This window comes from Alphaproteobacteria bacterium (assembly GCA_005883305.1).
Taxonomy (GTDB): Bacteria; Pseudomonadota; Alphaproteobacteria; order Sphingomonadales; family Sphingomonadaceae; genus Allosphingosinicella.
Map to the genome: position 1 here is coordinate 576,700 of VBAC01000001.1, position 21,632 is coordinate 598,331.

30 protein-coding genes and 1 other RNA gene are annotated in these 21,632 nt (G+C 67.9%); 15 read left to right on the forward strand and 16 right to left on the reverse strand.

Annotation, left to right across the window (positions count from 1 at the left end; translation table 11 throughout):
• Positions 1–31 precede the first annotated feature (31 nt).
• The 9 genes from E6G92_02730 to rnpB all read left to right on the forward strand — a co-directional run bounded on the left by E6G92_02730 (position 32) and on the right by rnpB (position 7,828).
• On the forward strand, positions 32–808 hold the full coding sequence (locus E6G92_02730; protein TMJ18775.1) for a hypothetical protein: 777 nt from the start codon (positions 32–34) through the stop codon (positions 806–808).
• Between the two features lie 65 nt (positions 809–873).
• Complete coding sequence (locus E6G92_02735; GenBank protein TMJ18776.1) at positions 874–1,509, forward strand: histidine phosphotransferase; 636 nt, start codon at positions 874–876, stop codon at positions 1,507–1,509.
• 71 nt (positions 1,510–1,580) lie between these two features.
• Positions 1,581–3,917, forward strand: a complete 2,337-nt coding sequence (locus tag E6G92_02740) for a chemotaxis protein CheA (protein ID TMJ18777.1) — start codon at positions 1,581–1,583, stop codon at positions 3,915–3,917.
• Positions 3,910–4,347, forward strand: coding sequence for a chemotaxis protein CheW (locus E6G92_02745; GenBank protein ID TMJ18778.1), 438 nt, complete (start codon positions 3,910–3,912; stop codon positions 4,345–4,347). Before E6G92_02740 ends, E6G92_02745 begins: the two co-directional genes overlap by 8 nt.
• Positions 4,348–4,411: 64 nt before the next feature.
• Positions 4,412–4,774 carry a response regulator gene (locus E6G92_02750; GenBank protein TMJ20665.1) on the forward strand — a complete coding sequence of 121 codons (363 nt, stop codon included), beginning with the start codon at positions 4,412–4,414 and terminating at the stop codon, positions 4,772–4,774.
• A 62-nt stretch (positions 4,775–4,836) separates the two neighbouring features.
• Positions 4,837–5,868 carry a response regulator gene (locus E6G92_02755; protein TMJ20666.1) on the forward strand — a complete coding sequence of 344 codons (1,032 nt, stop codon included), beginning with the start codon at positions 4,837–4,839 and terminating at the stop codon, positions 5,866–5,868.
• Between the two features lie 62 nt (positions 5,869–5,930).
• Positions 5,931–6,707, forward strand: a complete 777-nt coding sequence (locus E6G92_02760; protein TMJ20667.1) for a protein-glutamate O-methyltransferase CheR — start codon at positions 5,931–5,933, stop codon at positions 6,705–6,707.
• Positions 6,708–6,805: 98 nt separating this feature from the next.
• A complete protein-coding gene (locus E6G92_02765) occupies positions 6,806–7,441 on the forward strand; it encodes an N-acetylmuramoyl-L-alanine amidase (GenBank protein ID TMJ20668.1) in 636 nt (211 codons plus the stop codon).
• 6 nt (positions 7,442–7,447) lie between these two features.
• Positions 7,448–7,828: RNase P RNA component class A (gene rnpB / locus E6G92_02770), an RNA gene on the forward strand.
• Positions 7,829–7,833: 5 nt separating this feature from the next.
• Here rnpB and E6G92_02775 read toward each other — a convergent pair.
• Genes E6G92_02775 through E6G92_02785 form a run of 3 tightly spaced genes read right to left on the reverse strand, consistent with a single transcriptional unit; the run spans position 7,834 to position 9,070 of the window.
• Complete coding sequence (locus tag E6G92_02775; GenBank protein TMJ18779.1) at positions 7,834–8,148, reverse strand: hypothetical protein; 315 nt, start codon at positions 8,146–8,148, stop codon at positions 7,834–7,836.
• A gap of 1 nt (position 8,149) precedes the next feature.
• On the reverse strand, positions 8,150–8,668 hold the full coding sequence (locus tag E6G92_02780; protein TMJ18780.1) for a sigma-70 family RNA polymerase sigma factor: 519 nt from the start codon (positions 8,666–8,668) through the stop codon (positions 8,150–8,152).
• 24 nt (positions 8,669–8,692) lie between these two features.
• A complete protein-coding gene (locus tag E6G92_02785) occupies positions 8,693–9,070 on the reverse strand; it encodes a hypothetical protein (GenBank protein ID TMJ18781.1) in 378 nt (125 codons plus the stop codon).
• 129 nt (positions 9,071–9,199) lie between these two features.
• On the opposite strand from E6G92_02785, the gene E6G92_02790 reads away from it, so the two are divergent.
• On the forward strand, positions 9,200–9,736 hold the full coding sequence (locus E6G92_02790) for a J domain-containing protein (GenBank protein TMJ18782.1): 537 nt from the start codon (positions 9,200–9,202) through the stop codon (positions 9,734–9,736).
• A 201-nt stretch (positions 9,737–9,937) separates the two neighbouring features.
• Positions 9,938–10,597 (forward strand): TonB family protein, encoded by a 660-nt coding sequence (locus tag E6G92_02795; protein TMJ20669.1) that lies wholly within the window; start codon positions 9,938–9,940, stop codon positions 10,595–10,597.
• On the opposite strand, the gene E6G92_02800 is transcribed toward E6G92_02795, so the two are convergent.
• The 11 genes from E6G92_02800 to pspA are packed head-to-tail and all read right to left on the reverse strand — an operon-like array spanning position 10,594 to position 14,605.
• Entirely contained in the window at positions 10,594–10,986 is a 393-nt protein-coding gene (locus tag E6G92_02800) for a PaaI family thioesterase (protein TMJ20670.1), read from the reverse strand. The two genes, E6G92_02795 and E6G92_02800, sit on opposite strands and share 4 nt — an antisense overlap.
• Before the next feature lie 44 nt (positions 10,987–11,030).
• A complete protein-coding gene (locus tag E6G92_02805) occupies positions 11,031–11,444 on the reverse strand; it encodes a SufE family protein (protein TMJ18783.1) in 414 nt (137 codons plus the stop codon).
• Positions 11,445–11,475: 31 nt separating this feature from the next.
• On the reverse strand, positions 11,476–11,712 hold the full coding sequence (locus E6G92_02810) for a hypothetical protein (protein ID TMJ18784.1): 237 nt from the start codon (positions 11,710–11,712) through the stop codon (positions 11,476–11,478).
• Between the two features lie 11 nt (positions 11,713–11,723).
• Entirely contained in the window at positions 11,724–11,969 is a 246-nt protein-coding gene (locus E6G92_02815) for a hypothetical protein (GenBank protein TMJ18785.1), read from the reverse strand.
• 23 nt (positions 11,970–11,992) lie between these two features.
• Positions 11,993–12,256 carry a hypothetical protein gene (locus tag E6G92_02820; protein ID TMJ20671.1) on the reverse strand — a complete coding sequence of 88 codons (264 nt, stop codon included), beginning with the start codon at positions 12,254–12,256 and terminating at the stop codon, positions 11,993–11,995.
• A gap of 4 nt (positions 12,257–12,260) precedes the next feature.
• The gene (locus E6G92_02825) at positions 12,261–12,542 is read right to left on the reverse strand and encodes a hypothetical protein (protein TMJ20672.1); all 282 of its coding nucleotides are present in this window, start codon (positions 12,540–12,542) and stop codon (positions 12,261–12,263) included.
• Positions 12,543–12,599: 57 nt separating this feature from the next.
• Complete coding sequence (locus E6G92_02830) at positions 12,600–12,890, reverse strand: hypothetical protein (GenBank protein ID TMJ18786.1); 291 nt, start codon at positions 12,888–12,890, stop codon at positions 12,600–12,602.
• A gap of 12 nt (positions 12,891–12,902) precedes the next feature.
• Entirely contained in the window at positions 12,903–13,160 is a 258-nt protein-coding gene (locus E6G92_02835; protein TMJ20673.1) for a hypothetical protein, read from the reverse strand.
• A gap of 45 nt (positions 13,161–13,205) precedes the next feature.
• On the reverse strand, positions 13,206–13,586 hold the full coding sequence (gene pspC / locus E6G92_02840) for an envelope stress response membrane protein PspC (GenBank protein TMJ18787.1): 381 nt from the start codon (positions 13,584–13,586) through the stop codon (positions 13,206–13,208).
• A complete protein-coding gene (pspB, locus tag E6G92_02845) occupies positions 13,583–13,906 on the reverse strand; it encodes an envelope stress response membrane protein PspB (protein TMJ18788.1) in 324 nt (107 codons plus the stop codon). Before pspB ends, pspC begins: the two co-directional genes overlap by 4 nt.
• Entirely contained in the window at positions 13,907–14,605 is a 699-nt protein-coding gene (pspA, locus tag E6G92_02850; GenBank protein ID TMJ18789.1) for a phage shock protein PspA, read from the reverse strand. It lies immediately after the preceding gene.
• 448 nt (positions 14,606–15,053) lie between these two features.
• Between pspA and pspF the strand changes: the two genes are divergently transcribed.
• Positions 15,054–16,091, forward strand: coding sequence for a phage shock protein operon transcriptional activator (pspF, locus tag E6G92_02855; protein TMJ18790.1), 1,038 nt, complete (start codon positions 15,054–15,056; stop codon positions 16,089–16,091).
• Positions 16,092–16,216: 125 nt separating this feature from the next.
• On the opposite strand, the gene E6G92_02860 is transcribed toward pspF, so the two are convergent.
• Positions 16,217–16,657 (reverse strand): TonB family protein, encoded by a 441-nt coding sequence (locus E6G92_02860; protein ID TMJ18791.1) that lies wholly within the window; start codon positions 16,655–16,657, stop codon positions 16,217–16,219.
• A 44-nt stretch (positions 16,658–16,701) separates the two neighbouring features.
• Complete coding sequence (locus E6G92_02865; protein TMJ20674.1) at positions 16,702–17,970, reverse strand: homogentisate 1,2-dioxygenase; 1,269 nt, start codon at positions 17,968–17,970, stop codon at positions 16,702–16,704.
• A gap of 125 nt (positions 17,971–18,095) precedes the next feature.
• On the opposite strand from E6G92_02865, the gene E6G92_02870 reads away from it, so the two are divergent.
• The 3 genes from E6G92_02870 (at position 18,096) to E6G92_02880 (ending at position 21,630) form a co-directional block, all read left to right on the forward strand.
• A complete protein-coding gene (locus E6G92_02870) occupies positions 18,096–20,177 on the forward strand; it encodes a hypothetical protein (GenBank protein ID TMJ18792.1) in 2,082 nt (693 codons plus the stop codon).
• Positions 20,178–20,281: 104 nt separating this feature from the next.
• Positions 20,282–20,980, forward strand: a complete 699-nt coding sequence (gene aqpZ, locus E6G92_02875; protein ID TMJ20675.1) for an aquaporin Z — start codon at positions 20,282–20,284, stop codon at positions 20,978–20,980.
• Positions 20,977–21,630: a DUF3313 domain-containing protein gene (locus E6G92_02880; GenBank protein TMJ18793.1), complete on the forward strand. Its 654-nt coding sequence runs from the start codon at positions 20,977–20,979 to the stop codon at positions 21,628–21,630. The genes aqpZ and E6G92_02880 overlap by 4 nt, the downstream gene beginning before the upstream one ends.
• Positions 21,631–21,632 lie beyond the last annotated feature (2 nt).

A 21,632-nucleotide genomic window follows, 5' to 3' on the forward strand; every position in this document is an offset into this window, starting at 1 on the left:
TAGATCGCGCGGCCGGAAGGGGGATTTTCCGATGTTTTTTGCGCGTTTTCTTGCGCTTGGCCTGGCGCAATCGGCTTCGGCGCCGCTCGCGGTTCCCGCGAACCAGTGGATCGTCGATTACAGCCGAACGGCCTGCACGCTCGCGCGGCGCGTGGGCGGTGAAGGTTCACCGATCGTCGCGTTCAACGCGCCCTATGGTTCGGAACCCGGCGAACTCGTCGTGCTTGAAGCCGGAAATGATCTGCAAGACCGCTTGACCGGCGAAGTACAGGTCAGGGCCGGCGATACGCCTGTCATCACCGCGCGGGCGTGGCGCGACCAGCGCAACGGCCGAACGATTTCGCACATGGCGTCGATGCCCGAAGATTTTCTCGATCGCATCGCCGGCGCCCGTCAGTTGACCGTCAGCAAGGATGGCCAAGGCGTGGTCACCCTATCCCTGCCAAATCCACGGGAGGCGGTCGAGGCGCTGCTCCACTGCAATGACGACCTGCTGCAATCCTGGGGCATCGACGTCGCCGCGCGCCGCGCGCTCAGCCGCAAGGCACGGATGCGGAATTACGATTGGGCTTTCAATCTCATGCCGAGGGCCAGCACCTACGTCATCCTGGCGGCAGACATATCCGAAGCGGGGAGGGCCACGGGATGCAGGATTCTGGTGTCCACCCGCAACCCACGTTTCGACAGCACGATCTGCGATCAGGTCCAAAGAGTGGCCCGGTTCGAGCCCGCATTGAACGCCCAGGCCCAGCCAGTCGCGGCTCAGTATGTGACGCCGGTCCGATGGAGCGTGGAAAGCGATGACTAGCGCCGCCCTTGCATCCCCGATTCGCCGGGGCCAATAGAGGTCATGATTCTCAGGGGCCTAGCCGCATGAAATCCCACGAATTCGCTTCGCTGCTTTGCTCGCGCCTGTGCCACGACCTGCTTTCTCCCGTCGGCGCGCTCAATAACGGGATCGAGCTGCTCGCCGACGAGCACGACCCGGAGATGCGCGCGCGCTGCCTGGAGTTGCTCGGCGAGAGCGCTCGCGCTTCGGCCAACAAGCTCAAATTCTTCCGCTTGGCCTTCGGCGCCGCCGGCGGCTTCGCCGATGTGGTCGACACGCGCGAGGCGCGCTCGGCGATCGAGGGCCTGTTCGGCGGGGACGGACGGATCGAGCTCGGCTGGATGGTCGACGAGCCGACGATGAGCAAGGCGGCGCTGAAGGTGTTGCTCAATCTCGTGCTGATCGCCGGCGACGCGCTCGTTCGCGGCGGAACGCTCGACGTCGGCGCCGAAAGGCATGGCGACGGGCTCGACATCGTCGTCCGGGCGGCCGGCAGCCGGATCGTGCTCGATCCCGAGCTTCGCCGCGTGCTGGTCGGCGAGACGGGCGAGGACGAGGTGGCGCCGCGCGCCGCCGCCGCCTGGCTCGCCCACAGCCTCGTCCAGGAGGGTGGCGGCAAGATCCAGGTCGCCGATGGCGAGGAAGGCATATTGATCGTCGGCGCGAGCCTTCCGGCCTGATCCTAAGGCCGTGTGGAGCCGTGAGCGGGTAAACGGCTTCTTTACCAGAGCCTCGGCATAAGCCGGGGAGCATGAACGACCTGATCAACGACTTCATCGCCGAAACGCGCGACATGGCCCAGGCCTTGTCGGGCGCCATCGTCGCGTGGGAGGCCGCGCCCCAAGACCGGGACCGGCTCGACGAGATTTTCCGCTTCGTCCACACCGTCAAGGGCAATTGCGGCTTCTTCGACCTCGCCCGGCTCGAGGCGCTGAGCCACGCGGCCGAGGGCGCTTTGGCGGAGGTTCGCGCCGGCAAGCGAGTCGCCGACACCAGGCTGGTCAACGCCGTGCTCGCGATCATCGACCGGATCGGAGAGCTGGTGCTTGCGCTCGAAACCGGGGAATCGCTGGCGAGCGAGGACGACGAGCCGTTGATCGCCGCGCTTTCCGAGCAGGCCCCGGCAACGATCGTCGCCGAGGTGATGCCGTCCCCCGAGATGGAGGGCAAGAAAGCGCTCCGCTCGATCCGCCTGTCGGTCGACCTGCTCGACCGGATGATGAGCGGCGTTTCCGACGCGGTGCTGGCGCGCAACGAGCTTGCCCGGCGCCTGCGCGACGCGCCGCGCGACGTCGCCGTCGAGGCGGCGTTCGAGCGAGTCTCGGCCTGCATCGCCGAAATCCGCGACGGAATCACCCGCACACGGATGCAGCGCATCGACGCGCTCTTCTCCGGCCTGCCGCGCCTGGTCCGCGATCTCTCGGCCGAGCTCGGCAAGCAGGTCCGGCTCGAGGCGGACGGCGGCGACGTCGAGCTCGACCGCGAAATGCTGGAGATGATCCGCGATCCGCTGACGCACATGGTGCGCAATGCGATCGATCACGGCATCGAGAATGCGCAGGAGCGTTCGGCCGCGGGCAAGAGCGGCTTCGGCACGCTCAAGGTCTCGGCCCGCCAGGCCGGCAACCAGATTTTGATCGAGATCGCGGACGACGGTCGCGGAATCGACGGCGAGGCGCTCGTCCGCAAGGCGCGCGGCGCCGGCCTGATCACCGCCGAGCAGGCCGAGAAGCTCACTCCGGCGCAGAAGATCGCGCTCGTCTTCCTGCCCAGCCTGTCGACGGCACAGGAGGTCACCGCCATTTCCGGCCGCGGTGTCGGCATGGACGTGGTGCGCGCCAATATCGAGCGGATCGGCGGCGTGGTGGACATCGACAGCCGGCTCAACCAGGGCGTTCGCCTGATCATCCGCGTCCCGCTGACGCTCACCATCATCCCCGCCCTCACGGTTAGCGCTGGCCGCCAGGTCTTCGCCGTGCCGCGCTCGGCGATCGACGAAATCCTGAGGACCGGACCGGTCACGATCGAGCGGGTCGGCGACGCCGAGGTCGCGACCGTCCGCGGCCGGAGGGTGCCCCTGATCGGCCTCGCCGCCCTGCTAGGCATCGAGAGCGACGCGCCGCGCGACCAGGGCCGTCTCGTCCTGCTCAAGCCGGCCGGCGGCGAAGTCTATGCGCTCGCCGTGGATGCCGTGCACGATCACGAGGAGCTCGTGGTCAAGCCCGCCGCCCCGGCGGTGATGGTCGCGGGCCTCTATGCCGGAACGACGCTTGCCGACGACGGAAGCCCGATCTTGCTGCTCGACCCCTCGGGCGTCGCCAAGCGCGCCGGAGTCGACTTCACCGAGAGCGAGATCAACCGCGCCTTGCTCGCCGCGACCGCCGAGGCCGAGACGGTCCGCGAGACGAGCCTGCTCCTGTTCCGGACGCTCGAAGGCGCCCGGCGTGCCGTTCCCGTGTCGCTGGTCGAGCGGATCGAGGACGTGCCCTGCGCCGCCGTTGCCCACAGCGCCGGGCGGCTGCGAGTCTCGATCGGCGATCGGATCCTGCCGCTGGCGGGCTGCGACGGTGTCCCTTCCGAGGGCAAGCTTCGAATCCTGCGCCTGACCGACGGAGTGAGCGAGATCGCCTACGGCTTCGCCGAGGTGATCGACATTCGCGCGCTGCGCCTGGAATCCCAGCCCGCGCCGGCGCCCGGCGAGGTTGGCGGCGTGGCGCTGATCGACGGCGAGCAGATCGAGCTGATCGATCCGCACTGGCTGTTCGCCACGCATGTCGGGCGCGAAGCGGCGGAGGGCGAGCAGCCGGTCTGCGCGTTGCCCGAGGGCGACCCGTGGATCGACGCCATGCTGCGCCCGCTGGTCGAGAACCTCGGCTATCGAATCGTCGCCGCGCGGGAGGGCGTGAGCGCCGACATCCTCATCCTCTCCGAGGATAGCGGCGCGGAGGCGCCGCTATCCGCCGGCCAGGTGGTTCGGCTGCGCTCGAGGCTCGAGCCGGCAGAGAAAGATAGCATCTACCGCTACGACCGGGCCGCCTTGATCGGCGCGCTGAGCAGGGGCGCCGCGAGGGGGAAGGCCAATGTCTGAGCTGTTGTTGATCGCCAGCCTCGCCGGGCGGCGAATCGCCTTTCCGGCCGCCGCCGTCGAAGCCGTCGTGGAGCTCGAAGGGATCACTCCGGCACCGGGCGCCGCGCCGCACGTCGCGGGCCTGTCGGCGCTGCGCAGCCGGGTCCTCACCGTGATCGACGCTTTGGCCGCGCTCGATCTCGGCAAGCGCGAAAACGAGGCCGCGCGCGATGCGATCGTCGTTCCGTGCGACGGCCACAATTACGCGCTGCTCGTCGACGACGTCGAGGACGTGGTGGAAGCGGACGGACAGCGCTCGCCCATCGCCGCGCCGGTCGGCGCCGGCTGGGACCGGGTCGCGATGGGCACCGTCGAGGCGGGCGGCGAGCTGTTCCTGCTCGTCGACCCTTATTCGCTGATCGCCGGTCCCGCGGCCGCCCATGCGGCATGAGGCCTTAATCCGATGCTTACGACTCCGCCGCTAGGCCCGGGTTCTGCGTAAGGGGGAATGCGTGATGAAGACATGCCTGGTCGTCGACGATAGCAAGGTGATACGAAAGGTCGCCCGGCACATCCTCGAAACGCTCGATTTCAACGTGGAGGAGGCCGAGGACGGCCGCGATGCGCTGACCCGCTGCGAGGCGGGGATGCCGGACGTGATCCTCCTCGACTGGAACATGCCGGTGATGAGCGGGATGGAGTTCCTTCGGGCGCTGCGCGGCGGCCCCACCGTCCAGCCGAAGGTCGTCTTTTGCACCACCGAGAACGACATCGCCCATATCCGCGCGGCGATCGAAGCCGGCGCCGACGAATATGTGATGAAGCCTTTCGACCGCGACACGCTCCAATCCAAGCTGCAGATCGTCGGAGTCGCGTGAACCTCGGCACGACATTCGCGCGCCGGCCGCCGGACAAGGTTTCCGAGCCGCCGCTTCGCGTGATGATCGTCGACGATTCGACGGTCGCGCGGGCGGTGCTGTCGCGGATGATCGGTGCGCATGAGGGTTTCGAAATCGCCGCTCTGGCGGGGAGCGCGCATGAGGCGCTCGAGGCGCTCAAATCGGTGCGGGTGGACATCATCCTGCTCGACGTCGAAATGCCCGGGGCGAGCGGGATCGACGCGCTTCCGGAAATCATCCGCAAGGGACGGGGGGCGCGTGTCCTGATCGTTTCCTCGATGGCCGAGGAGGGCGCGGAGGTAACCGTCAAGGCGCTTGCGCTGGGGGCCGCCGACGCGCTCCCAAAGCCGGGCGTCGGCAATTTCGCCGGGCGCTTCAGCGAGATCCTGGCCGATCGCCTTCGCCGCATCGGCGCCGCCACCCGCGACCCCGCGGGCGGAGCGGCGTCCGACCAAGGCGCGATCCGCCTGATCGAGATGAGCGAAGGCCCGATCGGCTGCGTTGCGCTCGCTGCGTCGACCGGTGGCCTCCACGCCCTATTCGAGTTCCTCCGGCCGCTACCGAGGCCGATCGGAGCGCCGATCCTCGTCACCCAGCATTTGCCGCCGATCTTCATGATCCACTTCGCCCGCCAGCTCGCCAACGCCTCGGGCCGCAAGGCGGTGGTGGTGGACGACGGCGATCCGCTCGAGAACGACGTCATCCACGTCGCGCCCGGCGACGCGCACCTGTGCCTCAATCAAACCAGCGACGGCGTCAGGGTGAAGCTCGACCGGCGCCGCGCGTCGAGCGGCTGCCTCCCTTCCGCCGATCCCATGCTCGAATCGGTGGCCGAGATTTTCGGCGCCGCCGGCATCGGCGTGATGCTGAGCGGGATGGGCCGCGACGGCCTGATCGGTTCGCGCCGGATCGTGGATTCGGGCGGCGCGATGCTCGCTCAGGACCGCCATAGCGCCGCCATCTGGGGCATGCCGCGCGGAGTCGCCGAATCCGGGCTCGCTTCGGCCGTCATGCCGCCCGCCGATCTCGCCCGGCGAATTGCCCAGCGACTGGAGACCAATAAGTGGAAATAAGTGATTCCTCCCGTCGCATTCTCGCCAGCCTCCTCGAGGCGCGGACCGGGCAGCAGCTGTCGATGAACCGCCGTTGGCGGATCGACACCGCGCTCGCCGCGATCATGCGCGAGCGCGGCTTCACGTCGATCGACCAGCTCGTCGCGCGGCTCGTATCCGGCGCGGACTCAGCCCTTTCGCAGCAGGTGATCGAGGCGCTGCTCAACAACGAGACCTATTTCTTCCGCGATCGGCTGCCCTTCGACATGCTGCTTGCGGGCCCGGTGAAGCGGCTCGAACATGCCCGCCGCCGCGAGCGCAAACTTTCGATCTGGAGCGCCGGCTGCTCGACCGGGCAGGAAGCCTATTCGCTGGCCATGGCCTTCGCCGACGAAGCGGCGCGCTGGCAGGGCTGGACGATCGAGATCGTCGGCACCGACCTTTCGGGCTCGGCGATCGAGCGCGCGCGCAAGGGGGTCTATTCGCAGTTCGAGGTCCAGCGCGGGCTTCCGGTGATGCAGATGATCCGCTGGTTCGCCGAGCTCGGCGGCGGCGACTGGCAGGCCAGCCAGAAGCTTCGCGACAAGGTCCGCTTCGAGGTTCGCAACCTTATCGAGCCGCCGCCCCACCCGGGCAAGTTCGACATCGTTTTGTGCCGCAACGTCCTGCTCTATTTCGCGCCGGATATGCGGCGGCTGGCGTTCAGCCGGCTGGCCGACGCCTGCCACGCGGATGGAACGCTGATGCTCGGGGCCGGAGAGACGGTGATCGGCCAGACCGACCGCTTCGTCTCCGATCCCGAATGCCGCGGGCTGTATCTTCCCGCCCAGCCTCGGGAGGCTCAGGCCCGGGTCGCCTAGGGCTTGACGCATCGGCCCTTTTGGCGCGCTAAAGGGGCGTGGACGGGATCATCGACACCCCCTCGCCGAACTTCGACGAGCGCAATGCCGCGGTCTCGATGGTCGTGCTCCACTATACCGGGATGAAGGACGCGGAGTCGGCGATCGCCCGGCTGTGCGACCCGGAAGCAAGAGTGTCCGCCCATTATCTGATCGCCGAAGACGGCACGATCGTTCGCATGGTCGCCGAGGACAAGCGCGCCTGGCACGCGGGGCTTTCCTGGTGGCGCGGAGTCCAGGGCGTGAACGCCTGCTCGATCGGCATCGAGATCGTCAATCCGGGCCACGAATTCGGCTACCGCCCCTTCACCGAGGCGCAGATGGAGGCGCTTCTGCCCCTGCTCGCGGGGATCGTGGAGCGCCACCAGGTCCCGCCCGCCAACGTCGTCGGCCATTCCGACGTCGCGCCGGCGCGCAAGGAGGATCCGGGCGAGCTGTTCGACTGGGGCCGGCTTGCCCGGCACGGGCTCGCCGTCGCCCGGCCGGCGAGGAACCTCGTCGACCCGCACTGGACCGACGGCGGGTTCCTGCTGGCGCTCGAGCGCTATGGCTATGACGTTCGCGATCCCGACAAGGCGGTGATCGCCTTCCAGCGCCGCTTCCGCCCCGAGCTGATCGACGGAACGATCGACGGCGAGTGCCGGGCGGTGCTGCTTCAGCTCCTCTTGGACCGCGAGCGCGGGATCGGTATATAGGCCGCGCCAGAGGGTCGGGCGGCCGCGGCCCCGCGCAAGCGGGGGCGAGGAAAGTCCGGGCTCCATGGAACGACGGTGCCGGCTAACGGCCGGCGGGGGCGACCCCAGGGAAAGTGCCACAGAAAGCAATCCACCGCGTCTCGGCGCGGCAAGGTCGAAAGGGTGCGGTAAGAGCGCACCGCGTCTCCGGCAACGGAGACGGCACGGTAAACCCCACCGGGAGCAAGACCGAATAGGGGCGGCACATGGGCTTCGTTCCGGCTCGTCGCCCGGGTTGGTTGCTTGAGGGGCGGAGCGATCCGCCTCCTAGAGGAATGGCCGCCCATCCACCTGCGCTCTTCGAGCTATGGCGGAGGACAGAACCCGGCTTACAGACCCTCTGGCATTTTTTCTCACCGCCCGGTCGCCGACGGCCGCAGCTCGATCGCGAACCACAGGCCGAGTGTGAGGATCGCGGCAGCGGCCGGCCCTACGGGGAGCTGGTCCAGCGGAAGCTCGGCCGGCGCGAGCCGCCAGAGCAGGTAAAAGGCGCTGATGATCGCGGCGCTGGACGCGCACTCGACCGCGAAGCGCCGCCAGGTTGCTGCCCGTGCGGCCCCCATCCTCTGCTCGGCCAAGACGGCGCGCTCGACCCGGCCGACGAACGCCTCGTCGGGCGCGCGCTCCGACGCGGCGAACAAGACGGCGATCTTTTGGTCATCGTTCATTTCAGGCCTCCAGTCGTTGGACGAGCGCGGCCCGCGCCCGTGCCAGGATGGATTTCAGGGTGCCGAGCGGGATTCCCATGATCCGTGCCGCCTCGCCATGCGAGCAGCCTTCACCGAAGCAGAGGAGACTCGCGGCGCGCTCGCGCTCGCCGAGGCCGGCCAACGCGCGCTGGAGGTCGATGGCCGTATTCCGGTCGTCATGGCGCCCAGGCTCCGGCGCGGCCTGTTCGCGCGCTTCGCGCCGACCTTTGGCTCGCTGCGCGGAAAGGAACAGGGTCCAGGCGATCCGCATCAGCCACGCCCGGTAGCTTCCTTCCCCACGAAAGGCGGCCGCGCTCCGCCAGGCCTTGAGGAATACCTCCTGCGCCAGGTCGTCGGCGCCCCCCCCGCTACTATTGGCGCCCCGGGTGAGGCGGGCGAGAAACCGCCGCACCGCCGCTTCATGCGTGCGGACGAGCGCGGCGAAGGCGGCGGCATCGCCTGCCGCCGCCCGCCGGGCCAGACCGAGCTCGTCGTCCATCGCGCCGTGTCCTGCCTGCAGGGTTCAGTCCTGCCGTTCTCGCCTTCTTGCGAGGTGCTGGCGCAACAATAGCGCGATGCCGACGAAGATCGGAAAGAGAGAAGCGCCGACCATGGTGCCGATATCGTCCGCGTCTCCCTCAATGAGCGCGAAGACGACGAGGGCGAGGCCGAGCGCGATCAGGACCATCGCGGTGCGATCGTCATTGCCTCCCGCCGGGCGCTGCTCCGGTTGCACGCGGGCGAGCAGCTCCGGCACGATCGAGCTGTCCCGGCTGATCGCCTCGCGAATGGTCTTGTGCTGCATCCCGGCCCGCCACAGCCTGCCCAGCTGGATCACGATCAGGACGGCGCCGGTAGTAAGCGCTGCGACCACGAGTACGACATCGATATCGTTGGGCATTGGCAATATCCTTCATGCTGAATTCACTGCCTAGACGCCGCCCGGCCCGGCTTTGGATGAGGGGCGGAGAAATATTTTCCGAGCCGGGGCGTGCGCTCGGGGTCCGGTGCCGCTATCTGGCCCGTATCTATGGCCAAGGCAAAACGATCGAACGACTGGGGTTTCCCGCGCTGGCGCGCTTACGGGTCGGCGCGCGACGCGGAGCCGGTGCGCCAGTGCGACCGCCATGGCTGCGAGGAGCCGGGGGATCGGCCCGCGCCCAAATCGCCGAACAGCCGCGAGCGCTGGTATTTCTGCGAACGCCATGCCGCCGAATACAACCGCAACTGGAATTATTTCGAAGGGCTGACGGCCGAGGAGGCGGCGCAGCGGGAGGCGGGCGAGCGCCAGGGCGCCGACGCCTTCACCAGCGCCACCCATTATGGCTGGGGCGGCCCGGGAGACGGCAGCCGAAGCCGCGACGAGATGCGCGCGCTCGACGTGCTCGAGCTCGAGGCCGACGCGGATTTCGAGGCGATCCGGATCGCCTATCGCCGCCTGGCCAAGGCCCACCATCCCGACGTGAAGCCGGGAGACGCGAAAGCCGCCGAGCGCTTCCAGTTGATCCAGGCGAGCTACGAGGTTCTGCGGCGGGCCGAGGAGCGGCGCGCCAATCTCACGTCGTAGCCGAGTCGAGGTCGCCTTATCCGTTTGAGCGGCCTGTATTTTCCGCGTGATCGGGCGTAACATGGCTTCATGTGGGTCGAACGGCCGAGCGTGAGTCGCCGGGCTACCGCCGCCTTTGGCGCCGTGGCGCTGGAGGGGCTGATCCTCTACGCGATGATCTTCGGCTTCGCGCTGACCTTGCCGGCCGTGCGCGAGGACCGGATGAAGCTGATCGACATCCTCGCGCCGCCCCCGCCGCCGCCGGTTCCGCCGCCGCGGCCGCGGGATACGGGCAGCCGGCGCCGGGAAGGCGCGGCCTCGCCCGCGAACCTGCGCGCGCAGGCGACCGAGGTGGTCGCCCCAAAGCCCGTCGTTCCGCTTCCAACTCCTCCCCCGGTGATCGCCGCCCCCGTCGCGCGGCAGGGCGCAGCGCCTTCGGCCGGCGCGGCGAACGTGCGCGGCCCCGGCTTCGGCAGCGGCGGTATCGGGGTCGGGACGGGCAGTGGTCGGGGCGGCAATGGCGACGGCGGGGGCTATGGCGAGGGCGACGGCGGCTTCACCCCGCCGCGCCACGTCAGCGGCCGGCTCAGCGACCGCGATTTCCCCTCGGTGGTCGGCGAGGCGGGCGGGGGCGGGACGGTCTCGGTCCGCTTCACCGTCGAGGTCGACGGCCATGTCGGCCGCTGTGTGGTCGACCGCTCGAGCGGCAACCGGCTCCTCGACGACACGACCTGCCGCCTGATCCAGCAACGCTACCGCTTCCGGCCCTCGCTCGACCCTTCCGGCCGCCCGGTTCGCTCTCAAATCGTCGAGGACCACAGCTGGATGACCCTGGACGATCCCGAGCCTTATGACGACCGGCGCCGCCGTCGGCGGTTCTAGCCCGTGAACATGAATGTGCCGGTGACGCTGGCGATCGGATCGCCTTCGTCTTCCTCATAGGCGGTGCCGCGGGCGAAGGCGACGCTTCGGGTGACTGCGAAGCAGGTGGCGCGGCCGACGATCGTCCTGCCCGGCGTCGCCGGCCTCAGATAGTCGACGCGAAGGTCGAGCGTTGCCTGGGGCCGGAAATGGCCGAGTTTGATCCAGATGGCGAGGCTGGTGGCCATGTCCATCAGGCTGACGATCGGGCCGGAGGCGACGATTCCGCTCTCCGGCATGCCGATCAGCTTTGGGTCGTAGGGAAGATCGAGCTCGACCCAGTCCTCGCCATGGCCGCGATAGGCGATTCCAAGGGCGCCGCCATGGCCGAGCGTGCGGACGTAGGACATGAAGCGCTCGGGATCGAATGCTTCGCCCGGCGCGCGCGGATCGCTCACGCCGCCAGCCGCCCCGCGGTTTCGCGGATCAGGGCGATCATGTTCGGGATGCCTTGGGTGCGGTTCGAGCTCAGCTGGTTCCTGAGATCGAAGGGCTCGAGCGCCGCGTCGATGTCGAGGGCGAGGATTTCCTTCGGCGTCCGGTCCTGCACGGCGAGCAGGACCAGGGCGACGATCCCCTTGGTGATCGCGGCGTTGCTGTCGGCGAGGAAATGAAGCCGTCCGTCGCCTTGCGGCACAGGATAGAGCCAGACCGAAGCCGAGCATCCCCGCACCAAGGTGGCGTCGGTCTTGAGCGCGTCGGGCATCGCTTCGAGGTCGCGGCCGAGGTCGATCAGCAGGCGGTAGCGGTCGTCGGCGTCGAGCAGCTCGTAATCGGCATGGACGTCGTCGATGGATTGGAAAGGCATGGCGCCCGCTTAGCTCGGCAAGCGCGGCGCGTCATCCTTCGTTGCCGCTGGCGATCGCTTCGAGACGGCGGATCCTGTCCTTGAGGTCGGCGAGCTCAAGGCGGGCGGCGGCCGGAGTCGAGGGTTCGGCGAAGCGCTGGCGCTGGCTGATCTCCATCCGGCGCAAGTCGAGCCAGCCGTCGAAGCCGCGGAGAGCGGCAAGGCTGACCATCGCCATCGCGATGACGATCCCGGCGAATAGCGCCGTCAGGGTTCCCGGATCGCCCATCTCCATGCCTCCTATCGGTCCCGCAGCCGCTCGATCTCGCGTTCGAGGCTGTTTTCCTTCTCGACCGTGATTCGCTCGATCACCTGAAGGCGCTCCTTGAGCTGCTTGACCTCATCGCGCAGCCGCTGGGTCTCGGCATCGTCGCGCTCCGGCAGATCGCCGCGGCTGCGGCCGCGGCGGCCGCCGTAGATCGACCGTATGACGCTTGCGACCATCACCGCCACCACGATCATGGCGACCATTTCGAATTGGTTCATTGCTTCGGTTCCTTCCCCGCCTCTCAATCCACCGGCAAGTCGCGCAGCCGCTCGATCTCGTCGGCCATGTTCATGCCCTTGTCGGTTACGATCCGCTCCAGCACGCGCACGCGCTGCTCGAGCAGGTCGCCGCGCGGATTGACCGCCGCGGCCTTGGCCGCCTCGATCTGCGCTTCGAGCTCCATCCGCTTCTCGCGGTGACGCAAGACGCGGCTGACGAGGCCGAACAGCGCGATCGTCGGGAGCCCGATCACCACGAAGGCGACGAGGGCCTCGCCAAGTCCCATCATCTCAATTCCTCGGCAGGCGCAGGGCTTCGATTTCCTGCGTCAGGCGGTGGCTGTCGTCGGTGACGATCCGTTCGACGTTGGCGAGGCGATCCTTGACCGCGCCCATTTCGGCGCGGAGCTGGGCATTCTCTTGGCTCAGGAGCTTGATCCGCTCCATCGCCTCGTCGCTCTTCTTGGGATAGACCGCCTGGCCCCAGGCTCCGTCGAGCGGATAGCCATGCTTGATCCGCATCCACGTGGTCACCACCCAGCCGAGGACGGCGATGCCGCAGCCGACGGCCATGAACGGGAACAGGATGTAAAAGAATTGGAGCTTTTCGGGGCTCATGAGTCGTTCTCCCTAGCGCAGGTTTTCGATTTCGCGCGCGGTGCGCTCGGCGGGGTCGGTGGCGATCCGCTCGAGCACCGAAAGGCGCTCCTCGAGCCGCCCGATCTGGCCGGTCAGCCGCTCGTTCTCGCTGGTAAGCAGCTCGATCTTGCGCTCGGCCGACGGATCCTCCCTGGAGGCGGTTCCCGACCACTCATTCTCGAGCGGGTAGCCGTGGCGGGCGCGGATCCAGCTGGTCAGCACCCAACCCATGGTCGAAATGAAGATGATCGCGATGACGAAATTGGGTCCGGCGAAACTCATGACGATTCCCCTCTAGCCCGCGTGGCGCAGGTCTTCGATCGCGGCGGCGGTGCGCTGGGCTGGATCGGTGGCGATCCGCTCGAGCACCGCGATCCGCTCTTCGAGCCGGCTCACCTGGCCCTTGAGGCCGCTATTCTCGCCCGAAAGCAGCTCGATCTCGCGCTTCGCCTCGAGGCCGGCCGTGGACGCCTTGATCCGGCCGCGGCTTCGGATCCAGGCATGAATGAGGGTCGCGGTCAGAACCATTGCGGTCATGATCGTGACGAACATCGCGACGGTATCGTCCATAGTCTCGGGTTCCCCTTTGGCCGGCGGTTAGCGAAGCTGCTCGATCTCGCGGGCGAGCCGGCCGTTCGAGCTGGTGACGTAGGTTTCCATGTCGGCGAGCCGCCGGTCGATGTCGCGCAGCCGGCCGCGCACTTCGCGCGCCATCATGTGCGGGTTGCGGCGCACGCCCTGCCAGAATTTCTTCTGCTCCGGATCCTGCCGATAGAGCTCGCTTGGCTTGAGCGGCGCCATCCAGGCGATGACCCAGTAAGCGAGCAGCGGCGCGCCCTGTCCGATCAAAGTGCCGATGACGAAGCCGATTCGGACGATGGTGACGTCGACTCCGGTATAATCGGCGATCCCCGCGCAGACGCCCTTCCACTTGGCGTTCTGCTTGTCGAGGTAGAAGCGGGTGCGCGGTGCGTTCATTTCGGCCTCCGGCTGGAACGGTTGCTGCGCTCGGCGGTCTCGTAGAGCCGCTCGGAGCGGTCCTCGAGCGCCGTCTCGACCGGATCGTGGCTGAGCGCGCGCCAGTTGGGATTTTCCGCCTGCACGATGCGCTCGATCGTCACCATCCGGTCGTCGAGCCGGCGCGCCAGCTCGTAAAGCTCGTCGAGCAGATCCTCGTCCTGCATCGTGATCGTCTTCGCGGTCTTCCACCTCGTGATGTAGTGAAACAGCACCCACGGGAAGCCGATGAACAATATCGCCATGATCGGCAGGGCGAGGATCGGGCCTTCGAGTTCCATTTATTCCCCCTTGTTCGCGGCTTCGCCGCCATTGGTGCGTTTTGCGAGCGACGCCTTCAGCGCCTCGAGCTCGGCGTCGACCTTGTCGGCGTTGCGAAGCTCGGAAATCTCTTCCTCCAGCGTCTTCGGCGCGGCGCCGAGGCTGAGCGCGTCGGCCTCGCCCTCGGCGAGATCGGCGTGGCGTTCGAGCACGTCGAAGCGCGAGAAGGCGTCGTCGACCTTCGGCCCCGAATACATCTCGCGAAGCCGGGTTCGGTTCTGAGCGCTCTCCATTCGGGTCATCACCGCATTCTGCCGGGCGCGGGCCTCGCGCAGCTTGTTCTGAAGCTTGGCGATGTCCGCCTCGCTGGCGCGAAGCGCGTCGTTCAGCACCTCGATCTCGCTGTTGAGCTGATCGGCCATGTCGGCCGACTTCTGCTTTTCGAACAAAGCCTGCTTGGCGAGATCCTCGCGGCCCTTGGAAAGGGCGAGCTCGGCACGCTCGACCCAGCTGTCCTGGAGCCGGTCGAGCTTGGAAATCTGGCGCCGCATCTCCTTCTGGTCGGCGATCGTGCGCGCGGCGGAGGCGCGGACCTCGACGAGGGTTTCCTCCATCTCCATGATGATCATCCGGATCATCTTGGCGGGGTCCTCGGCCTTGTCGAGGAGATCGGTGACGTTGGCGGCAATGATATCGCGCGTCCGCGAAAAGATGCCCATGGGGATGAACTCCTTGTATGAAACAGAGGCGCCGCCGGGCGTGGATTGGCCGGGCCGGAGGGGAGCGGTGATGCGCATCAGCTCCCCGGGTCCGATCGTGATCCGTGCCGGGCGGGCCTTAACCATTCGCGACGGTCCCGGTCTGGACCGAAGCGATCAGCGTCCGGTCGACTGGACGCATCGTCCCGCCCGAGGCGGCGCTGATCGAAACGGTGGAAAGGGCGATAGCGCCGACCGTGGCCGTGGCGACGCGAGCGAAGCGATCGAAGGTGAACATGTCGGTCTCCCTGACTGGTTTGCATTCTCGTCCTTGCCGACCATCGGCGTGACGCGAATTTCTAAGCACGGGGCGTGCCAACCGCGGAAAAGCCCGGAAAACCGCCAAAAACTGCGCCAGCCAGGACGATAGTTCTTGCCAACAGGTGGCGGAATACGCCAATAGTCGGGAATGGAGCGCAATACCCACCTCGTCGGCCAATCCACCTCCTTCCTCGACGCGGTGGAGCGCGCAAGCCGCGCGGCGCCGCTCGACCGTCCGGTATTGGTGATCGGCGAGCGCGGAACCGGCAAGGAGCTGATCGCCGAGCGGCTCCACCACCTTTCCTCCCGCTGGGACGGCCCGCTCATCGTCATGAACTGCGCAGCCTTGCCCGAGACGCTGATCGAGGCCGAGCTTTTCGGGCACGAGGCGGGCGCCTTCACCGGCGCGACCAAGGCCCGCCCGGGCCGGTTCGAGGAGGCCAATGGCGGCACGTTGTTCCTCGACGAGCTGGCGACGCTCTCCAGCCCGGCGCAGGACCGGCTGCTCCGCGCGATCGAATATGGCGAGGTGACCCGGATCGGCTCGAGCCGGCCGCTCACCGTCGACGTTCGGATCGTCGCGGCGACCAACGAGCATCTGCCGCGGCTGGTCGACGAAGGGCGGTTCCGCGCCGACCTGCTCGACCGGCTGAGCTTCGAGGTGGTCACCCTGCCGCCGCTGCGCCACAGGCTCAGCGACATCGCGGTCCTCGCCGAATTTTTCGGCCGCAAGATGGCGATGGACATCGAGATGGACGCCTGGCCGGGCTTCAGCGAGAGCGGGATGGAGCGGCTCAAGACCTACGACTGGCCCGGCAACGTGCGCGAGCTTCGCAACGTCGTCGAGCGCGCCGTCTATCGCTGGGCCGGCCGCGAGGGCCCGATCGACGACATCCAGTTCGATCCCTTCGAAAGCCCATGGCGCCCGCTCACCTCGACGCGCGTGAAGGCCCCGCCGGCGTTGGCCGCGCCCGGCGAGGCGGCGGCCGCTCTGCCGATGCCCGCGAAGCACAATCCGGAGGAGTGCGCCGACTTGCGCCTGGCCGTCGCCGAATATGAGAAAGCGATCCTTGCCACCGCGCTCGAACGCTGCCGCTGGAACCAGCGCGCCGCGGCCGCCGCGCTCAGCCTGACCTACGACCAACTCCGGCACGCGATGCGCAGGCACGAGTTGCAAGGCGGCTAGAGACCCGCCGACGTGAGGCGAGGACGGCAAGACTATGTCCGCATTGCCCTGGTCGCGAACGAGCAACGCCTGCGATAGGGGGCGACGGGCGTGAAGGCGCTCCCTTTAAAGAACCCTGAGCGCGTTCAACGCAGCGAGGGGTCGTAGCCTCGCGCCACGACCCGGCGTGGCCCGTAGGCTCGCGAGTCCACCGGGGTCAGCCGGGCGCCTGGCATGATCCAATTGTAGGCCGTGCGAACCCTGCCCGAGACCGGCCGACCCTGGGCATCGCGCCGCGGAGCGATCCGCGCCCGTTCGCGCATGATCGCGCAGGTTCTCTCGTCGAGCAGCGCGTGCCCGCTGGAGTAGAGGATCCTGCAATCGCTCACCCGGCCTTCCCCGGTCGTCTCCACCTCGAACTCCACGCGGCCTTCGGCGCGCCGGCGCAGAGCCTCGCGCGGATAATCGCGGACGCTGATGAAGCGGGTGAGGGCGCGCCGCGTTTCGGCCTGCTGCCGGAGCGAGGGTTCGGGGAGGGCCGATGGCCCCGAGGAGGCCGCGAGCGCGGCGAGCAAGGCTGCGATCATGCCCCGTTTCTACGCCTCGGCGGCCCCCGCGGCAATCAGGGTAACTAGGGAAGTGTCGCCTTTGGGAAGCCGTCCCAGGCGGAATCGTAATCGGGCTGGGCATGGTCCAGCGCGAATTGCGTGGGCCGGTAGGGCCAGCAGCTTTCGACCATGAAGGCCATCGTGTCGGCGATCCTGTGGGGCTTCAGCTCCGCCTCGCTCGCCGCCTTCCAGCTCGCCGCGTCGGGGCCGTGGCCGGCCATGAGGTTGTGAAGGCTCATGCCGCCGGGCGCGAAGCCCTCGGCCTTGGCGTCGTAGGCGCCGGCGATCAGCCCCATGCACTCGCTCATCACGTTGCGGTGGAACCAGGGCGGGCGGAACGTGTCCTCGGCCACCATCCAGCGCGGCGGGAAGATGACGAAATCGGCGTTGGCGCGGCCGGGGACGTCGCTGGGGCTGGTCAGGACGGTGAAGATCGAGGGATCGGGATGATCGTAGCTGATCGATCCGATCGTGTTGAACAGGCGCAAATCGTATTTCCACGGCGCCAGGTTGCCGTGCCAGGCGACGACGTCGAGCGGGCTGTGGCCGATCTCGGTGACCCACAGGGAGCCGAGATGCTTCTGGACCAGCGCGAAGCGCCCATCCCGCTCCTCATGGGCCGCCGCGGGCGTCAGGAAGTCGCGGGGATTGGCGAGGCCGTTTGAGCCGATCGGCCCGAGCTCGGGCAGGCGGAACAGGCTGCCGTGATTTTCCGCGACATAGCCCCGCGCTTTGCCGTCGGGCAGCAGAACGCGAAAGCGCACGCCGCGCGGGACCAGCGCCACCTCGCCGGGCTCGATCTCGAGACGCCCCATCTCGGTAATCAGGTCCAGCCGCCCCTCCTGCGGAACGATCAGCATCTCGCCGTCGGCGTCGAAGAAATAGCGGTCCGCCATGTCGGCGTTGGCGGCGTAGACGTGAACCGCGACCCCTTCGAGATCGGCCGGATCGCGATTGGCCATCATCGTCGCCAGGCCATCGACGAAATCCACGCTTTCTTCCGGATAGGCGAGCGGATCCCAACGCAGCCGATTGGGCGCAAGCGCCGCATCGGAAGTGCCGGGGGCGAAAAGGGGCGCACCCTCGTACCGCCGATAGGGCGGATGAGCCGCGCTCGGCCGCATCCGGTAGAGCCACGATCGCCGGTTCTCGGCGCGCGGCGCGGTAAAGGCGGTGCCGGAAAGCTGCTCGGCATAGAGGCCGAAGGCCGGACGCTGCGGCGAATTGCGCCCCTGCGGAAGCGCGCCCGGCACGGCTTCGCTGGCGAAATGGCTGCCGAAGCCCGACATCATGGTACCGCTTGCGCCGATCATTTCGCTCCCACTGCCTGCGCCGTTGAACCGCGCGCGAGGCCCAGCCATAAGCGGGGCGAATGTCCTCCGCAATCGCCCAGCCCGTCGCCGAAGGGGGCCGCCCATTGAGCTCGCGCCCCATGCGCGCGCTCGTCTGGGGTTTTTGCGCGCTGCTGATCGCCGGCATCTGGTGGTTCGCGGCGAGCCAGGTGGCATTCGAGCGGAGCCAGGCGATCACCGATGCCATCCGCCAGAACGAAAACCGGACGATCGCCTTCGAAATCTATGTGAGGCGGACGCTCGAAGCCGCCGATCTGGTGACCCGCTACGCGGCGCGGCGATTCCAGCTTGGGGCGGAAGGCCTCGAATTCGCCGGAACGCCGGACAGGCCCGCTCTGATCGCCGGGCAAATCGTCCAGAGCGGCACCTTTCTCGGCATCAGCATCGCCAATGCCCGCGGCGAGATTGTCGGCACCTCGCTGCGCCGGGTTTTGCCGCGTTACAGCGTCGCCGATCATCCGGCCTTCCGAGTCCACGTCGCGCGCGACACCGGAGCGCTCTTCGTCAGCCCGCCGATCCATTCCCGCCTCGCCGGCCAGAACATCATCTGGCTGACCCGCCGCCTCAATCATGGCGACGGCTCGTTCGCGGGAGTGATCGCGATCAACATCCTGCCGGACCAGTTCACCGCTTTCTATCGCGACGCCCAGGTGGACGCGACGGACGTGATGTCGGTGATCGGCCTCGACGGGATCGCCCGGGCGCGCCGGTCCGGCGGGGTCGAAACCTCGGGCGAGGACATGCGCGGCAGCGTGGTCATGCGCAACCAGCTGGCCAATCCGAACGGCACGCACATCGGGCCCAGCATCTTCGACGGCCAGGTGCGAATCTTCAGCCATCGCCGGCTGCGCGATTATCCGCTGTTCGTCACCTACGGCATTACCGAGGCGAAGGTGCTCGCTCCCTCCCGCCATCGCGCCTCGATCCTTTTCGGCGGCGCGGCCCTGGTTTCGGTCGTCCTGGGGGCGCTCGCGGCGTTCCTGACCTTTTCGCTCAGCCGGCGCGACCGGCGCGAGGGCGAGCTGGCACGCGCCAACGAACGGCTGCGCGAGGCGCAGCGGATCGGCCAGATCGGTGACTGGGACTACGATATCGCCACCGGCGCGGTTTACTGGTCGCCGCAGCTTTGCGCCCAGTTCGAGCGCCGCCCGGAGGACGGGAGCCCGAGCTTCGAAGGGTTTCTTTCCTATCTCGACGAGGACGGCAGGGCCGCCGTGCTCCACGCTCACCAGCAGGCGCTCGCCACCGGCGAGACCCAGGAGGTCGAATATGAGGTTCGCCTGCCGAGCGGGATCGAGACGCTCCACCAAAGCGTGATCATGCCGACGTTCGACGGCGCCGGAAACGTGGTTCGGCTGCACGGCACCGATCAGAATGTGAGCGCTCGCAAGTTGCTCAATCAACTACAGACCCAGGTCGCCCATCTTTCCAGGGTCGAGGCGATGAACGCCATGGCCGCTACGCTCGCGCACGAGCTCAACCAGCCCCTGACGGCGGCCTCGAACTATTTGGCGGGAAGCAAGCGCCGGCTTCGATTGGGCAGCATGGAGCCGGACGAGCTCGAGCGCGCCATCGCCGATGCCGCGCAGCAGGTCCACCTCGCCGCCGACATCATAAGGCAGGTGCGCGAGATGGTCTCCAACCAGCCCAAGGCGGTCGCCTCGGTGTCGGTTTCGCGCATCGTCGACGATTCGCTCTCGCTGCTCTCCGTCACCAGCGCCTATCCGCGGCTGAAGGTGAGCAGGCACCTCGCCGCCGACGCGAAAAGCGTGAAGGGCGACCGGATCCAGGTTCAGCAGGTGATGCTGAACGTCCTGCGCAACGCGTGCGATGCGACCGGGAAGGTCGATCATCCCGAGATCGTCATCGCGACCCGTCGGGAGGGTCCGACGAGCGTGGTGATTTCGGTGTCGGACAACGGCCCCGGCTTCAGCCAGCCGGACAGCATCCGCTTCTCACCGTTCGCTACCACCAAGAAGAGCGGGCTCGGCCTCGGCCTCTCCATCTCGCGCACGATCATCGAAGCGCACGGGGGAAGGATCTGGATCGAGGACCTCCCCGAGGGCGGCGCTTGCGTCGCCTTCTCCTTGCCCGCCGCCCGCCGAGCCGCGGAGCGGCCGCCGACCGAGACGGCAGACGCAGGCTAGGGCCTTGGGCAGCCAAGCCGCCGCGCTTGCGGGTTTATCCCGATTCGCAAGTCTCCGGATCGCGTTCAAACGCAAAGCCGCAATTGCGGGAGGCGATCATGAAGCTGTGGCAAAAGATGCTCGCCGAGTGCGCGGGCACATTCTGGCTGGTGTTCGGCGGCTGCGGCAGCGCGGTCATCGCGGCCGGCTTTCCCGAAGTGGGCATCGGCCTGCTCGGCGTGTCGTTGGCCTTCGGCTTGACCGTCCTGACCGCCGCCTATGCTTTCTGTCCCATTTCGGGCGGCCACTTCAATCCGGCGGTAAGCCTCGGCCTGTGGGTCGGCGGCCGCTTCCCAGCCCGCGAGCTCGCGCCCTACGCCGTCGCTCAGGTGATCGGCGCCATTCTCGCCTCCTTGCTGCTGCTGACCATCGCCAGCGGCGCGCCGGGCTTCGATCTCGCCGCCTCCGGGCTCGCTCAGAACGGCTATGGGAGCGCGTCGCCCGGCGGCTATTCAATGATGTCCGGCTTCCTCATCGAGGTGGTGCTGACGGCCTTCTTCCTGATCGTCATCCTCGGCGCCACGGCCGAGTGCAACGAGGCCGGTTTCCAGCCGATCGCCATCGGCCTCGCGCTCACCTTGATCCATCTGATCAGCATCCCGGTCACCAACACGTCGGTGAACCCGGCGCGCAGCACCGGCCCGGCGCTGATGGTCGGCGGCACTGCGCTCGACCAGCTGTGGCTGTTCTGGGCGGCGCCGCTGCTCGGCGCGGCTTTGGGGGCGATGCTGTGGCGGATGCTGTTCGAGAGGAGGGAAGCATGAAGCGCCTTCGAATCGCCGCCCTCTTGCTGGCGCTGCCCGCAACCGTCGCTTTTGCTCAAGCCGAGGATCATGCGCCCACTGCCCTCTCTTCCGCCTCGCGGATGAGCCACGATCGCGGCGAATCCTGGACCTACATCAGGCCGGGCCTGGATCTGGGCGCTTTCCGCAACATCATGATCGAGCCCGTCGTCGTTTACAGCGGGCCGGATTCGCAGTTCGAGGATATCGATTCCGCCGACCGCCGCACCTACGCCCGGATCATCGACGAGGCGCTGCGCCGCGAGCTTGCGGGCGCTCGGCCGATCGTCCGTCGCGCCGCCGCGGGAACGGCGCGTTTGCGGGTCACCCTGATCGGCATGGAAAAGACGATGGGCGGCGTCGCGACGGCGACCCGGGCCACGCCGCTCGGCATGGCTTCAAGCGTCGTACGCAGCGTCACGGGGCGCGGAGGCCGCCTCACCGGATCGATGCTGATCGCGCTCGAAATGTTCGACGGCGGCGGTCAGCTCCAGGCGGCGATCGTCAGGCGCCGCGAACCCGACGCGCTCGACATTCCGGCGACCCTGGGCACGACCGAGACGGCGCGGGCGATCGCGCGCGATTTCGCCAAGGCCCTCCGCGACCGCTTTCAGAGCGGCCGCACGCGCTGACG

What these genes read in the sequence shown, in the direction of transcription:
- E6G92_02730 (TMJ18775.1), top strand. Translation starts at nt 32, where the DNA reads ATGTTTTTTGCGCGTTTTCTTGCGCTTGGCCTGGCGCAATCGGCTTCG.
- E6G92_02735 (TMJ18776.1), top strand. Translation starts at nt 874, where the DNA reads ATGAAATCCCACGAATTCGCTTCGCTGCTTTGCTCGCGCCTGTGCCAC.
- E6G92_02740 (TMJ18777.1), top strand. Translation starts at nt 1,581, where the DNA reads ATGAACGACCTGATCAACGACTTCATCGCCGAAACGCGCGACATGGCC.
- E6G92_02745 (TMJ18778.1), top strand. Translation starts at nt 3,910, where the DNA reads ATGTCTGAGCTGTTGTTGATCGCCAGCCTCGCCGGGCGGCGAATCGCC.
- E6G92_02750 (TMJ20665.1), top strand. Translation starts at nt 4,412, where the DNA reads ATGAAGACATGCCTGGTCGTCGACGATAGCAAGGTGATACGAAAGGTC.
- E6G92_02755 (TMJ20666.1), top strand. Translation starts at nt 4,837, where the DNA reads ATGATCGTCGACGATTCGACGGTCGCGCGGGCGGTGCTGTCGCGGATG.
- E6G92_02760 (TMJ20667.1), top strand. Translation starts at nt 5,931, where the DNA reads ATGAACCGCCGTTGGCGGATCGACACCGCGCTCGCCGCGATCATGCGC.
- E6G92_02765 (TMJ20668.1), top strand. Translation starts at nt 6,806, where the DNA reads ATGGTCGTGCTCCACTATACCGGGATGAAGGACGCGGAGTCGGCGATC.
- E6G92_02775 (TMJ18779.1), bottom strand. Translation starts at nt 8,148, where the DNA reads ATGAACGATGACCAAAAGATCGCCGTCTTGTTCGCCGCGTCGGAGCGC.
- E6G92_02780 (TMJ18780.1), bottom strand. Translation starts at nt 8,668, where the DNA reads ATGGACGACGAGCTCGGTCTGGCCCGGCGGGCGGCGGCAGGCGATGCC.
- E6G92_02785 (TMJ18781.1), bottom strand. Translation starts at nt 9,070, where the DNA reads ATGCCCAACGATATCGATGTCGTACTCGTGGTCGCAGCGCTTACTACC.
- E6G92_02790 (TMJ18782.1), top strand. Translation starts at nt 9,200, where the DNA reads ATGGCCAAGGCAAAACGATCGAACGACTGGGGTTTCCCGCGCTGGCGC.
- E6G92_02795 (TMJ20669.1), top strand. Translation starts at nt 9,938, where the DNA reads ATGAAGCTGATCGACATCCTCGCGCCGCCCCCGCCGCCGCCGGTTCCG.
- E6G92_02800 (TMJ20670.1), bottom strand. Translation starts at nt 10,986, where the DNA reads ATGTCCTACGTCCGCACGCTCGGCCATGGCGGCGCCCTTGGAATCGCC.
- E6G92_02805 (TMJ18783.1), bottom strand. Translation starts at nt 11,444, where the DNA reads ATGCCTTTCCAATCCATCGACGACGTCCATGCCGATTACGAGCTGCTC.
- E6G92_02810 (TMJ18784.1), bottom strand. Translation starts at nt 11,712, where the DNA reads ATGGGCGATCCGGGAACCCTGACGGCGCTATTCGCCGGGATCGTCATC.
- E6G92_02815 (TMJ18785.1), bottom strand. Translation starts at nt 11,969, where the DNA reads ATGAACCAATTCGAAATGGTCGCCATGATCGTGGTGGCGGTGATGGTC.
- E6G92_02820 (TMJ20671.1), bottom strand. Translation starts at nt 12,256, where the DNA reads ATGGGACTTGGCGAGGCCCTCGTCGCCTTCGTGGTGATCGGGCTCCCG.
- E6G92_02825 (TMJ20672.1), bottom strand. Translation starts at nt 12,542, where the DNA reads ATGGCCGTCGGCTGCGGCATCGCCGTCCTCGGCTGGGTGGTGACCACG.
- E6G92_02830 (TMJ18786.1), bottom strand. Translation starts at nt 12,890, where the DNA reads ATGAGTTTCGCCGGACCCAATTTCGTCATCGCGATCATCTTCATTTCG.
- E6G92_02835 (TMJ20673.1), bottom strand. Translation starts at nt 13,160, where the DNA reads ATGTTCGTCACGATCATGACCGCAATGGTTCTGACCGCGACCCTCATT.
- pspC (TMJ18787.1), bottom strand. Translation starts at nt 13,586, where the DNA reads ATGAACGCACCGCGCACCCGCTTCTACCTCGACAAGCAGAACGCCAAG.
- pspB (TMJ18788.1), bottom strand. Translation starts at nt 13,906, where the DNA reads ATGGAACTCGAAGGCCCGATCCTCGCCCTGCCGATCATGGCGATATTG.
- pspA (TMJ18789.1), bottom strand. Translation starts at nt 14,605, where the DNA reads ATGGGCATCTTTTCGCGGACGCGCGATATCATTGCCGCCAACGTCACC.
- pspF (TMJ18790.1), top strand. Translation starts at nt 15,054, where the DNA reads ATGGAGCGCAATACCCACCTCGTCGGCCAATCCACCTCCTTCCTCGAC.
- E6G92_02860 (TMJ18791.1), bottom strand. Translation starts at nt 16,657, where the DNA reads ATGATCGCAGCCTTGCTCGCCGCGCTCGCGGCCTCCTCGGGGCCATCG.
- E6G92_02865 (TMJ20674.1), bottom strand. Translation starts at nt 17,970, where the DNA reads ATGATGTCGGGCTTCGGCAGCCATTTCGCCAGCGAAGCCGTGCCGGGC.
- E6G92_02880 (TMJ18793.1), top strand. Translation starts at nt 20,977, where the DNA reads ATGAAGCGCCTTCGAATCGCCGCCCTCTTGCTGGCGCTGCCCGCAACC.